Here is a 13,415-nt window from a genome sequence, read left to right as displayed (position 1 = left end):
GTTCTACCTTCGCTGAAAGTTCGGAGAGGCGAGGATCAAGCCGACCCCCGCCGCACGATCTTCGGCTGCATCCGCCGCGAACCGCGTGCGCGGTCCGGCCAGCGGACCAAGCGCCGTATCGACGAAGGCGCGCGGGTCTGGCACGGGGTCCAGCCATCCGACAAAATCGGTGATCCAATCCAGCCGCGCGGCCAGCCCCTGCGGCGTGATCCAGGCCGCCGCCTCCTCGGGCCAACCGTCGGGACCGGGCGGGCGCAGCCAAGGCTGCCCCATCCGTTCCAGCGGGGACGTCAGGTTATCGCGCACGAATTTCATCGGTTGATCCGACAGACGCCCCGCGCTGCCCGTCGCGCGCAGCGCCGCCGCGACCATGTCGAGCGGCTTTCGCGCCTTGCGCAGCTCCGGGTCCCATGCCGCCGGATGATCCAGCATCGTGGCATAGACGGCGCGCAGCATCCCGCCCGTCCGCGCCCAGGTTGCGGCCATCGCCTCGACCATATCGGCTGGAGGCACATCGGCGATGAAATGCACCGCCAGCTTGCGCGACAGGTGCCGCGCCGTCGCCGGGTGTACCGACAGATCCTCCAGCACCTCCGCAATGTCGTGCCGGTTCGGCGTATCCCCGCCGTAGGCGCGGCCCATCACCGTCTCCGACCCCGGCTCCACGAAACTCGCGCGGAAGGTCGTTTTGCCGTTTCGGTCGATGCCCAGCCCGGTCAGAAGCTCCGACAGTTGTCGGACATCGGTCTGATCGTATCCGCCGTCCACGCCGAGAGTGTGCAGTTCCAGCACCTCGCGCGCCAGGTTTTCATTCACACCCCCACCCCGCCGTCCGCGCGGCGAATTCGGGCCGATCGATCGGCTTTGATCCAGATAGGCCAGCATTGCGGGATGCGTCACGGCCGCCCTGAGCAGATCGGCAAAGCGCCCGGAGACATTGGGGCGGATCGCCCCGTCGTGGTACGACCCGACGCTGCGCCGCAGATGACCCGCGCCGTCGGCCACGGCAAAATGCCCCGCCCAGAACCACGCCAGACGGTCCCGGAATCCGACCGGGGCCGTGGCGGCGCGGCGCAATGTCTGCATAAGGTCCCGGTGGTATCCATCGGACAGCCGACGGTTCACCACGCGAAAGGCCTCCATCTGCGCATCGCCGTCCCGGCGTTCCCGGCGTCGACGCCCGAAATCCTGGATTGTCGCCATGCGCGCCGACCACGGTACGATCGCAAAGGTCGCGGCCGCGGTATCGGGCCCGTCCAGATCGGCGAGGATCGCCGCGGCCCCGGCGGGGGGCGCGTGGTCAGGGGAAAGCCCGGTTCCGAACCTGATGGCGGCAAGAGTCGATTTCATGCCCCGGATATAAGACCACCGCCGCCCGTTTCACAGGGCGACGGTGCGCGCGATCAGTCCTTCGGCGCGACCCGCAGGCCCAGTTCCATCAGCTGGCCGGACACAGGCTCACTCGGGGCACCCATCATCAGGTCTTCGGCCCGCTGGTTCATCGGGAACAGGATGACCTCGCGGATGTTTGCCTCCTCGGCCAGCAGCATCACGATGCGGTCGATGCCCGCAGCACAGCCACCGTGGGGCGGGGCACCATACTGGAACGCCTTGACCATGCCGCCGAAGCGCTTCTCGACCTCGTCCTTACCATATCCGGCCAGCTCGAATGCCTTGAACATGATCTCGGGGCGGTGGTTCCGGATCGCGCCGGAAATCAGCTCGTAGCCGTTGCAGGCCAGATCGTACTGATAGCCCAGAGCCTCCAACGGGTCGCCTTCCAGCGCGGCCATTCCGCCTTGGGGCATGGAGAATGGGTTGTGGCTGAAGTCGATCTTGCCGTCGTCGTCCTTCTCGTACATCGGGAAATCGACAATCCATGCGAAGGCGAAGCGGTCCTGATCCGTCAAGCCAAGCTCGTCACCGATAACGGTGCGTGCCCGCCCCGCAACGGCCTCGAACTCCGATGGCTTGCCGCCAAGGAAGAAGGCGGCATCGCCGACCTCCAGGCCTAGTTCTTTCCGCAGGGCCTCAGTCCGCTCGGGTCCTATGTTCTTGGCCAGCGGACCGGCCCCTGCATAGTAGCGCGGAGTGTTGAAAGGAACTTCATCGATGGACTTAGGTAGCGGCCTAGCCAAAAAATCTCGCTGTTCTTCAGAAAGAGTTTCAGGGGCGCGATCAATCAACTCTTCTAGTTGTGAAAACCAAATTTGGAAAAGAGGATGGCCGGAATCGTAACGGGCTTCATCTGGCACCTCTTCCTCCCGCCAGAAGATATACCCCATACCCGGCAGACCCTGCTCCTGCGCGAACTTGTTCATCCGGTCGCAGAACTTGCGCGAGCCACCCTTGGGCGCGGGAATGGCGCGGATCTCGGTGCCGTCCTTTCCCAGCAGGTTGGCGAAGATGGCAAAGCCGGAGCCGCGGAAATGCTCGGACACGCGCTGCATCCGGATCGGGTTGCGCAGGTCGGGCTTGTCCGTTCCGAACATCAACGCCGCATCGGCGTAGGAAATCAGCGGCCAGTCCGTATCGACCGTCTTGCCGCCACCGAACTCCTCGAACAGACCCCCAATCACTGGCTGAATCGTATCGAACACATCCTGTTGCGAGACGAAGCTCATCTCCATGTCGAGCTGGTAGAAGTCGGTCGGGGACCGGTCGGCACGGGGATCTTCGTCGCGAAAGCAGGGCGCGATCTGAAAGTACTTATCGAACCCCGACACCATGAGCAGCTGTTTAAACTGCTGCGGGGCCTGCGGCAGAGCGTAGACGCGGCCAGGATGCAGACGCGACGGCACGACGAAGTCGCGCGCGCCTTCGGGCGACGACGCGGTGATGATCGGCGTCTGAAATTCGTTGAACCCCTTGTCCCACATCCGGTTGCGGATGGAGCGCACCACGTTGGACCGCAGGATCATGTTTTCCTGCATCTGCTGGCGCCGCAGGTCGAGGAAGCGATATTTCAGGCGCGTCTCCTCGGGGTATTCCTGATCGCCGAACACCATCAGCGGCAGCTCGTCCGCGGCCCCCAACACTTCCATGTCGCGCACGAAGACCTCGATCTCGCCGGTGGGGATCTTGTCGTTGACCAACCCTTCGTCGCGCGCCTTCACCGTGCCGTCGATGCGGATGCACCATTCGGACCGCACCTTCTCCATCTGCGCGAAGACCGGGCTGTCGGGGTCGCACAGGACCTGCGTCATGCCGTAATGGTCGCGCAGATCGACGAACAGGATGCCGCCGTGATCACGGATGCGGTGGACCCAGCCCGACAGGCGGACCGTATCGCCCACGTTATCGCGCGTCAGACCGGCGCAGGTGTGGGTGCGAAAGGCGTGCATGATGGGTCTCCGGCAAGGCAGTTTCGGGCGTTGGCCCGATCAACACGCCCCCTTGCCGGCTGTCAACCTGCTGCGACGCCCGCGCGCCCTTGCACCCGTGCCCCCCGCGCCCTAAACCGCGCACGTTTGCCAACACATGCCCCGGAGGCTCCGATGCCCAAGCGTACCGACATCAAGTCGATCATGATCATCGGCGCGGGTCCCATCGTGATCGGGCAGGCCTGCGAATTCGATTACTCCGGTGCCCAGGCCTGCAAGGCGCTGCGCGAAGAAGGCTACCGCGTCATCCTGGTCAACTCGAACCCGGCCACGATCATGACGGACCCCAACATGGCCGACGCCACCTATATCGAGCCGATTACGCCCGAGGTCGTCGCCAAGATCATCGAAAAGGAGCGGCCCGACGCCCTTCTGCCGACGATGGGCGGCCAGACCGGGCTGAACACGTCGCTGGCGCTGGACGACATGGGCGTGTTGAAGAAGTTCGGGGTGGAACTGATCGGGGCCAAGCGCGCCGCGATCGAGATGGCAGAAGACCGCAAGCTGTTCCGGGAGGCGATGGACCGGCTGGGCATCGAAAACCCGAAGGCCGTGATCATTGCCGCCCCCAAAAAGGAGAACGGCAAATTCGACATCTCCGCCGCCATGGGCGACGCGATGGACGCGCTGGAACATGTCGGCCTGCCGGCGATCATCCGGCCCGCATTCACGTTGGGCGGCACAGGAGGCGGCGTGGCCTACAATCGCGCGGATTACGAACGCATCTGCCGCACCGGGCTGGAAGCGTCGCCGATGGCGCAGATCCTGGTCGACGAGAGCCTTCTGGGGTGGAAGGAATTCGAGATGGAGGTGGTGCGCGACACCGCCGACAACGCGATCATCGTCTGCGCCATCGAAAACGTGGATCCGATGGGTGTTCACACTGGCGACAGTATCACCGTCGCCCCCGCGCTGACCCTGACGGACAAGGAATACCAGATCATGCGCACGCACAGCATCAACGTGCTGCGCGAAATCGGCGTGGAGACGGGCGGGTCGAACGTGCAGTGGGCCGTGAACCCCGCCGATGGGCGCATGGTCGTGATTGAGATGAACCCCCGCGTGTCCCGATCGTCGGCGCTGGCGTCCAAGGCCACCGGGTTCCCCATCGCCAAGATCGCGGCAAAGCTGGCCGTTGGATATACGTTGGACGAATTGGACAACGACATCACGAAAGTGACACCCGCGTCGTTCGAGCCGACCATAGATTATGTCGTAACCAAAATCCCCAGGTTCGCTTTTGAAAAGTTTCCAGGGTCGGAGCCGAACCTGACCACCGCCATGAAATCGGTAGGCGAGGTCATGGCCATCGGCCGCACCTTCCATGAATCCATGCAAAAGGCGCTGGCGTCCATGGAGACGGGGCTGACCGGGTTCGACGAAATCGAACTTTCGGACGATCCGGCGGCGATCAAGGCGGCCTTGGGCAAACAGACCCCGGACCGCATCCGCGTCATCGCGCAGGCAATGCGTCATGGCCTGTCGAACGAAGACATCCAGGCCGTGACATCCTTCGACCCTTGGTTCTTGGCCCGCATCAGGGAAATCATGGACTTGGAAGCCGACGTGAAGAAGAACGGCCTCCCGGTGGAGGAGGCCCCGCTGCGCCGCCTCAAGACCTATGGCTTTACCGATGCGCGCCTTGCCAAACTGACCGGCCGGACCGAGGACAATGTCCGCCGCGCCCGCCAGAACCTCGGCGTGGTTGCACAATTCAAACGTATCGACACCTGCGCTGCCGAGTTCGAGGCGCAGACACCTTACATGTATTCCACCTACGAGACCCCCGTCATGGGCGAGGCGGAATGCGAATCCCGGCCAACGGATGCCAAGAAGGTCGTCATCCTTGGCGGCGGCCCCAATCGCATCGGCCAGGGGATTGAGTTCGATTACTGCTGCTGCCACGCCTGCTTCGCGCTCAGCGAGCAGGGCTATGAGACGATCATGGTCAACTGCAACCCGGAGACGGTGAGCACGGATTACGACACCTCCGACCGATTGTATTTCGAGCCTCTGACCTTCGAACACGTGATGGAAATCCTGCGCGTCGAGCAGGAAAACGGCACGCTGCACGGCGTGATCGTACAGTTCGGGGGGCAGACACCCCTGAAGCTGGCCAATGCGCTACACGATGCGGGCATCCCCATCCTGGGCACGACACCCGACGCCATCGACCTGGCCGAAGATCGGGAACGTTTCTCGGCCCTGGTCGAACAACTGGGCCTCAAGCAGCCCAAGAACGCCATCGCCCATTCCGATGCCGAAGCCCGTCTGGTGGCCGAAGACCTTGGCTATCCGCTGGTCATCCGTCCCTCCTACGTCCTGGGCGGTCGCGCGATGGAGATCGTGCGCGATACCGCGCAGTTGGAACGCTATATTCGGGATGCCGTCGTGGTGTCGGGCGACAGCCCGGTCCTGCTGGATGGATATCTGTCGGGCGCGATTGAGGTCGACGTCGATGCCCTGTCCGACGGGGAGAATGTCCATGTCGCGGGCATCATGCAGCATATCGAGGAGGCCGGCGTCCATTCGGGCGATTCCGCCTGTTGCCTGCCGCCGCACACGCTAAGCCAGGACGTCATCAACACCATCCGCGAACAGACGGTCGCGCTGGCCCGAGCGTTGCGTGTCGTCGGCCTGATGAACGTGCAATTCGCCGTAAAGGAAGAAGCGGCGGGGCCGGAGGTCTATCTGATCGAGGTGAACCCCCGCGCGTCGCGCACCGTGCCCTTCGTCGCCAAGGCCATCGACAGTGCGATCGCCAGCATCGCCGCCCGCCTGATGGCGGGGGAGCCGTTGTCGAATTTCCCGCTGCGTGACCCCTACCCCGCCGACGCTGCCATCGCGCACGTGCCGATGGGCGACACGATGATGCTGTCGCATCCGGACACGCCCTGGTTCTCGGTCAAGGAGGCGGTGCTGCCTTTTGCGCGCTTCCCCGGTGTAGACACGCTTTTGGGCCCGGAAATGCGCTCCACCGGCGAGGTCATGGGGTGGGATCGCAGCTTTGCGCGCGCCTTCCTCAAGGCGCAGTTGGGCGCGGGCGTGACGCTGCCGGATGGCGGCACCGTCTTTCTGTCGATCAAGGAAGCGGACAAGACCGCGCAACTGGCGGAAACCGCGTCGATCCTTATCGATCTGGGCTTCGCCATCCTCGCCACGTCCGGCACGGCCGAGTTCCTGGCCCGTCACGGCATCGAAAGCCGCCACGTCAACAAAGCCTATGAAGGCGGGCGCACCATCGTCGACGTCATGAAGGACGGTGAGATCGCGCTTGTCATGAACACGACCGAAGGCGCGCAGGCGGTCGAGGATTCGCGGTCCATGCGCAATGTCGCCCTAATGGACCGCATTCCGTATTTCACCACCCTGTCCGGGTCCCATGCCGCCGCCCTTGCCATGCAGGCGCAGGTGGAAGGGGACGTCGAGGTCCGATCCCTGCAGTGAAGCGTGGTCTGCGGGTCACCGCCTTGACCCCGGCACCCGCGCCCGGCACATCTTCCCAACCCCGCAAAAGGAGGTCGTGATGTCCAGTCAAACCCGCGCCGCGATCACCGGATCCGGCGTCTTCACCCCGTCGCAGGTCATCACGAATGACGAGCTTGTCGTCGCGTTCAACGCCTATGCCGACCGGCAGAACGCGGCAGGTGCAGACCCGCAAATCCCCCAATCCAGCGCGGATTTCATCAAATCCGCCAGCGGGATCGAGCAGCGTTTCGTGCTCGACAAAGCCGGCGTGCTGGACCCCGACCGGATGTATCCGCGCCTTGTGCCGCGCGACGACGGTGCCCCCGGGCAGATGGCGGAAATGGCCGTGACGGCCTGCACCGATGCGCTGGCCCAAGCGGGGATCGACGCCGGACAGATCGACGCCGTGATCTGTGCCGCGTCGAACCATGAACGCGCTTACCCTGCGATCGCGATCGAGATTCAGCAGCTTCTGGGCACCTCCGGCTTTGCCTTCGACATGAATGTCGCCTGTTCGTCGGCGACGTTCGGCATCCAGGCGGCGGCAGACATGATCCGATCCGGCTCTATCCGGCGGGCCATCGTGGTGAACCCGGAAATCTGCTCGGCCCATTTGGAATGGCGCGACCGCGACTGTCACTTTATCTTCGGCGACGTCTGCACAGCCGTCGTTCTGGAGGCGGCGGATCTGGCGCAGGGCGATCATTTCGTCATCCGCTCCACCCGCTGCGCGACGCAGTTTTCCAACAATATCCGCAACAACGACGGCTTCCTGCGCCGCACCCGCGACGCGATGGACGACCGCCGCGACATGCAATTCGTTCAGAACGGGCGCAAGGTCTTCAAGGAAGTCCTCCCGCTGGTGTCCCGTCACATCGCCGACCACATGGCCGACGAAGGCGTCACGGCAGACGATCTGAAACGCCTCTGGCTGCATCAGGCGAACAAGGCGATGAACGACTACATCGGCAAGCGCGTGTTGGGCCGCGACCCCGAACCGGGGGAGCAGCCGAACATCCTGCAGGACTATGCCAACACATCGTCGGCGGGGTCGATCATCGCTTTTGCGAAATATTCGGACGATCTGATCCCCGGCGATACCGGATTGATCTGTTCGTTCGGCGCCGGCTATTCCGTCGGATCGGTCATCGTCACGCGGGTCTGACGGACGATGGCCAAACTCTACTTCCACTATTCCACGATGAATGCGGGCAAGAGCACGCTGCTGCTTCAGGCCGCCTACAACTACAATGAACGGGGCATGCAGACCTATCTGCTCACGGCGAACTTCGACGATCGCGCCGGATCGGGGCGCATCGCCAGTCGGATCGGCATAGGGACCGACGCGGATACCTATGCCGCCACGACCGACCTCTACGCGATGATCGAAGCGCGCCTTGCCGCCCGGCCCTGCGCCTGCGTCTTTCTGGACGAAGCGCAATGGCTGTCGCGTGAACAGGTCTGGCAACTGGCCCGCGCGGTCGATGACCTGGGCATTCCGGTCATGGCCTATGGTCTGCGGGTGGATTTTCGCGGCGAATTGTTCCCCGGCTCGGCCGCTCTTCTGGCGCTGGCTGACGATCTGCGAGAGGTGCGGACAATCTGCTATTGCGGGCGCAAGGCGACGATGGTCATCCGCCGCGGTGCGGACGGCAAGGCCCTGTGGGAAGGCGCGCAGGTGGAGGTCGGCGGCAACGACCGCTACGTCAGCCTGTGCCGCCGGCACTTTCGCGAGGAGATCGGCGACCGGGTACCGCCGGAGCCGCCGGTCTGACCGCGGTCAGGCCATAAGGCCCCGCAGCAGACCCTCGGCCCGCGCGATCAAACGCGGCAGATCGACCGTCGTGATCCGCCCGTCGCGGACCACGTGACGCCCCTCGACAATCAGATCTCGGACGCGTCGCGGCCCGGCCAGGACCAGCGCCGTCCTATCCCAACTGCCGGCCCCATCCAGACCGGCCATGTCCCAAACCGCGATATCTGCGCGTTTGCCGACCGCCAGCGTCCCGATGTCGTCGCGGCCCAGAACCTGCGCCCCACCCTTGGTCGCCACGCGCAGGATTTCCACCGCCGACATCGCGTCCGCGCCGCGTGACACCCGTTGCAGCAGCATCGCCTGCCGCGCCTCGGCCAGAAGATCGGCGCGGTCGTTCGACGCCGACCCGTCCACGCCCAAACCCACCGGCACACCAGCGTCCAGCATGTCGCGCAGCGGTGCAATGCCCGACCCCAGGCGGCAGTTGGAACAGGGGCAGTGGGCCACGCCCGTCCGAGTGCGCGCGAAGAGGTCGATTTCCGCAGCATCCAATTTGACGCAATGGGCATGCCAGACGTCCGGCCCGGTCCACCCCAGGTCTTCCGCGTATTGACCGGGACGGCACCCGAAGGTCGCCAGCGAAAACGCCACGTCCTCTTTGTTTTCGGCCAGATGGGTATGCAGCATCACGCCTTTGTCGCGCGCCAGCAGGGCAGCGTCGCGCATCAGGTCGCGACTGACGGAAAACGGCGAACAGGGCGCGATACCGACACGGCACATCGACCCGTCTGACGGATCGTGGAAGGCGTCGATGACGCGAATGCAGTCGTCGAGGATCGCGCGCTCACCTTCGACCAAAGCATCCGGCGGCAAACCACCGGCGCTCTCCCCGATGGACATGGCCCCGCGCGTCGGATGAAACCGCAGACCGACTTCGGCGGCCGCGTGGATCGTATCCTCCAACCGCACGCCGTTGGGAAAGATATACAGATGGTCCGACGAGGTGGAGCACCCCGAAAGCGCCAGCTCTGCCAGCCCGATCTGCGTGGCGACATGGACATGATCGGGCGTGAACCGCGCCCAGATCGGATAGAGCGTCCGAAGCCATCCGAACAAAAGCGCGTCCTGCCCCGCCGGCACCGCGCGGGTCAGCGTCTGATAGAGATGGTGATGCGTATTCACGAGGCCTGGCGTCACCAGACACCCCGCCGCGTCGATCACCGTACCGTCGGTCGCAAGACCCGTCCCCATTACGGCGATCACGCCGTCCCGGATCAGGATGTCGGGCCCGGGGGCCTGTGACCCCATCGTCAAAACGTCGGCGGCCCCCCGGATCAGGATTTCAGCCATTTAGCAGATCCAGCGCCCGCGCGTGCAGCGCCGGGGTCGCGGCGGCGATGCAGGTGCCCCCGTCATGTGCGGGCCCGCCCTGCCAATCGGTGACGATTCCGCCCGCGCCCTGCACGACCGCGATGGGGGCTGCAATGTCGTAGGGTTGCAACCCCGCCTCGATCACCAGATCGACATGGCCCGCGGCCAGCAGGGCGTAGGCATAGCAATCCATGCCATAGCGCGTCAGCCGACATCGCGACGCGACGCGGCGGAAGGCGTCGCCCTGCGCCGTCGTGCCGACTTCGGGAAAGGTCGTGAGGATCGTGGCTTGTTCCAGATCGGTGACGGCGCTGACCGAGAGGTCGCGCGACTGATCCCCGCGCGTCCAGCGCGCGAACCCGGACCCGCCAACGAAACGTTCTGCGATGTACGGCTGATCGATGATGCCCAAGAACGGCCCGCCCGCGTCGCGCAAGGCGATCAGCACCCCCCAGGTCGGCGTGCCGGAAATGAAACCGCGGGTCCCGTCGATCGGGTCCAGCACCCAGGTCAGACCGCTGGTCCCGGTGATCGCGTCCCCCTCCTCGCCCAGAATGCCGTCGTCGGGTCGCCGCTGGGCCAGGATGGCGCGCATCGCGGCTTCGGCTTCGCGGTCGGCAATGGTGACGGGGTCGAAATCGGACGTCTTGCTGTCCACGGAAAGCGGGGTGCGAAAATGCTTCAAGGTCGCCACACGCGCAGCATCCGCCAGTGCATGGGCAACTTCGAAGGTCGCGTCGTCAAGTCTGTCTCGCTTCATCCGTCGGGGGTCGCACTCCGGCGGAAGACGGTCAAGTCGGCGTGCAGGTCAGGCCGCGCTTTCCGATAACACGCGCGCCAGATCGAACAGGCGGCGACGCTGGTTTTCGGGCATGGCATAATAAGCGCGGATCAATTCCATCGCTTCCTTGTCGGCCAGGAAATCCTGCCCCTCCACGCTCGACGTGCCTTCCTTGAGGCCCTCGAAGAAGTGATCCACCGGGACATCCAGCGCTTCCGCGATTTCCCACAGGCGGGATGCGGAGACACGGTTCATACCGGTTTCGTACTTCTGGATCTGCTGAAACTTGATCCCAACCTGTTCCGCAAGCTGCTGCTGCGTCATGCCAACCATCCAACGACGGTGGCGGACGCGTTTTCCCACGTGAACGTCGACGGGATGTTTCATCTGTTCAGCTCCTCCCGAGCGTCGAACGCTCTCGTGAATTGGTGAATTCATACAAGAGACCGTGTCGATACAACCATAAGTTCATACAGTCGGGCAGTTGACCATCCAATGGCAACCGTGAAACGGCATCGCGAGACTGCCGGGTTTGCGATGGGGGAGCCGGTGACCGCGAACTCTTTCGGGAGTTGAGAATTGTTTACAGTCAGGATGTTGAGCGGATATTTTCAAGGGCACCGTACAGCACGATTTCGCTTCCCTTCTTGGGTCGTTGTTGCGAATTATCCGTGCGGAGCGAGGAGCTGACATGCACGGATACGTTGTAATTGGGCCCGAACAGGCCACACTCCGGGATGATCTTCCTCTTCCCCAGGCTGATTCGGGGCAGGTTCAGATCGCCATAGAGGCGACCGGATTGAACTTCGCCGATCTGCTTATGGTCAAAGGAACCTATCAGGCCACGCCGCCGACGCCCTTCGTTCCGGGGCTGGAGGTTTGCGGCCGCATCACAGCCCACGGTCCCGATACCGACGCGCCTGCCATCGGAACCCGCGTCGCGGTGTTCGGCGGACAGGGCGGTCTGGCCGATCACGGCGTGTTTCCCGCGAACCGCCTTGTGCCCGTGCCGGATACCATGCCGTCGGATATCGCCGCCGGATTCATCGTCGCCTGGTCGACAAGTCATCTGGCGCTGACGCACCGCGCCCGGCTGCGTCCCGGTGAACGCCTGGTCGTGCTGGGGGCTGCGGGCGGCGTGGGTCTGACGGCGGTCGAACTGGGCGCGCGGATGGGGGCGGAGGTGGTCGCCGTCGCGCGTGGGGCGGACAAGTTGGCCGTGGCGCGCGACCACGGGGCACATCACACCGTCGACGCCGAAGCCCCCGACCTGCGCGATCGCCTCAAGGCATTGGGCGGGGCGGACGTGGTTTATGACGCCGTCGGAGGGGCGGCTGCAAAGGCCGCCTTCCGCGCGACAAATCCCGGCGGTCGATACCTGGTCATCGGGTTCGCCAGCGGCGACGTTCCCGCCTTTGCAGCCAATCACCTGCTGGTCAAAAACGTCGACCTGATCGGCTTCTACTGGGGGGGTTATATGGATTTCGACCCCAGGCCCGTCACCGACAGCATCGCAGCCCTTTTCGCGATGTACGAAGCCGGAGAGATCGCGCCGCACATCAGCCACGTCCTGCCGCTTGCCCGCGTCGAGGAAGGACTGGAGCTTCTGCGCAGTCGCAAATCGACCGGCAAGGTCGTCATCACACCCTAGGCCCAGGTGCCCGACCGGCCGGCTATCCGCTGACCAGGACCGGCCGCGACGGTCGTGCCGCAAGCGCGCCGTAGGTGTCGCGGATGATCTCCAAAAGGCGGTCGCGGGCCGCATCCGCAGGTCCGGGCAACACGTACATGGCGATCCCCTGCTCTCCGACGTCCGGCAAGGTGCCCCCGTGCGCAATGGGCGCCATTTCCAGGGTGTCAAAACCGTCGATGACGACGTGACAGGCCAGATCGGCGCTGACGGTGGCGTCGACGGCGCGGCTGCTGTCGGCGGTCATCGCCATGTCCCAGGGAATGTCGGCGGCATTCAACGCGTCCTGCGCCATGGTGCGGAACACGCAATCTTCGTTGAAGGCCAGGCGCAGGGGCCGCTGTTGCCACATCGTCCCGCCTTCGGCCCCGACCCAGATCAGCGGCAGGCGGACCACTTCCTCGCCGCCCGGACCCGGAACCGTTTCCGTCGTCAGGATGACATCGCAGCCGCCTTGCGCGAATTCCGCCTTCAACTTGGACGTCACACTTGAAATCAGGGTCAGACGGACGCGGGGATAATCGGCGGCAAAGGCCCGCAGGATCGCGGGGATGCAGCGCGGCACGATGTCATGGGGCACGCCCAGCCGGATTTCGCCCGCCGGCCCGCTGTCGCGCATCCGGTCCAGCAGTTCGTCATTCAGCGTCAGCATCCGGCGCGCGTAGGCCAGCACCTGCTCCCCTTCGGCGGTCAGTGTCACGCCCCGGCCCGTCCGGTCCAGAAGCCGCGCATCCAAAGCCTCCTCCAACCGTTTGACCTGCATCGACACCGCCGATTGCGTCAGGTGCAACAAGGCGGCGGCCCGTGTCACGCCGCCGGTCGCGGCGACGGTGGCAAAGGCGCGCAGGGCGGTCGTGTCGATATTTCTGGCCATGGGATGTCCCTTCCCCGTCAGTCTAGCAGCCCCAGCTTCCCTGCGGAAATTGAATGCTTTGATGGCGGAGTTCACGAAAAGCGATGGGATCA

10 protein-coding genes are annotated in these 13,415 nt (G+C 64.5%); 4 read left to right on the top strand and 6 right to left on the bottom strand.

Annotation, left to right across the window (positions count from 1 at the left end; genetic code table 11):
- Positions 1-3: 3 nt before the first annotated feature.
- Positions 4-1,350, bottom strand: coding sequence for a DUF1800 domain-containing protein (locus JDO7802_RS03550; protein ID WP_055082631.1), 1,347 nt, complete (start codon positions 1,348-1,350; stop codon positions 4-6).
- A gap of 53 nt (positions 1,351-1,403) precedes the next feature.
- Positions 1,404-3,344, bottom strand: a complete 1,941-nt coding sequence (aspS, locus tag JDO7802_RS03545; RefSeq protein ID WP_055082629.1) for an aspartate--tRNA ligase — start codon at positions 3,342-3,344, stop codon at positions 1,404-1,406.
- A 153-nt stretch (positions 3,345-3,497) separates the two neighbouring features.
- On the opposite strand from aspS, the gene carB reads away from it, so the two are divergent.
- The 3 genes from carB to JDO7802_RS03530 all read left to right on the top strand — a co-directional run bounded on the left by carB (position 3,498) and on the right by JDO7802_RS03530 (position 8,625).
- Positions 3,498-6,830, top strand: a complete 3,333-nt coding sequence (carB, locus tag JDO7802_RS03540) for a carbamoyl-phosphate synthase large subunit (RefSeq protein WP_055082626.1) — start codon at positions 3,498-3,500, stop codon at positions 6,828-6,830.
- Positions 6,831-6,909: 79 nt separating this feature from the next.
- The gene (locus JDO7802_RS03535; RefSeq protein ID WP_055082624.1) at positions 6,910-8,016 is read left to right on the top strand and encodes a beta-ketoacyl-ACP synthase III; all 1,107 of its coding nucleotides are present in this window, start codon (positions 6,910-6,912) and stop codon (positions 8,014-8,016) included.
- 6 nt (positions 8,017-8,022) lie between these two features.
- Positions 8,023-8,625 (top strand): thymidine kinase, encoded by a 603-nt coding sequence (locus JDO7802_RS03530; RefSeq protein WP_055082622.1) that lies wholly within the window; start codon positions 8,023-8,025, stop codon positions 8,623-8,625.
- Between the two features lie 6 nt (positions 8,626-8,631).
- Here the strand turns inward: JDO7802_RS03530 and JDO7802_RS03525 are convergent, their stop codons facing one another.
- Genes JDO7802_RS03525 through JDO7802_RS03515 form a run of 3 tightly spaced genes read right to left on the bottom strand, consistent with a single transcriptional unit; the run spans position 8,632 to position 11,146 of the window.
- On the bottom strand, positions 8,632-9,957 hold the full coding sequence (locus JDO7802_RS03525) for an 8-oxoguanine deaminase (protein ID WP_055082620.1): 1,326 nt from the start codon (positions 9,955-9,957) through the stop codon (positions 8,632-8,634).
- Positions 9,950-10,738, bottom strand: coding sequence for a histidinol-phosphatase (hisN, locus tag JDO7802_RS03520; protein WP_055082617.1), 789 nt, complete (start codon positions 10,736-10,738; stop codon positions 9,950-9,952). Before hisN ends, JDO7802_RS03525 begins: the two co-directional genes overlap by 8 nt.
- A gap of 48 nt (positions 10,739-10,786) precedes the next feature.
- On the bottom strand, positions 10,787-11,146 hold the full coding sequence (locus JDO7802_RS03515; RefSeq protein ID WP_055082616.1) for a helix-turn-helix domain-containing protein: 360 nt from the start codon (positions 11,144-11,146) through the stop codon (positions 10,787-10,789).
- 304 nt (positions 11,147-11,450) lie between these two features.
- Between JDO7802_RS03515 and JDO7802_RS03510 the strand changes: the two genes are divergently transcribed.
- Complete coding sequence (locus JDO7802_RS03510; RefSeq protein WP_055082613.1) at positions 11,451-12,410, top strand: NADPH:quinone oxidoreductase family protein; 960 nt, start codon at positions 11,451-11,453, stop codon at positions 12,408-12,410.
- 22 nt (positions 12,411-12,432) lie between these two features.
- Here JDO7802_RS03510 and JDO7802_RS03505 read toward each other — a convergent pair whose 3' ends face one another.
- A complete protein-coding gene (locus JDO7802_RS03505; RefSeq protein ID WP_055082611.1) occupies positions 12,433-13,323 on the bottom strand; it encodes a LysR family transcriptional regulator in 891 nt (296 codons plus the stop codon).
- Between the last annotated feature and the right edge of the window lie 92 nt (positions 13,324-13,415).

The organism is Jannaschia donghaensis (assembly GCF_001403795.1).
GTDB lineage: Bacteria > Pseudomonadota > Alphaproteobacteria > Rhodobacterales > Rhodobacteraceae > Jannaschia > Jannaschia donghaensis.
Note: the sequence above shows the minus strand (reverse complement) of the source record. Positions and strands in the feature narration are given on the sequence as shown.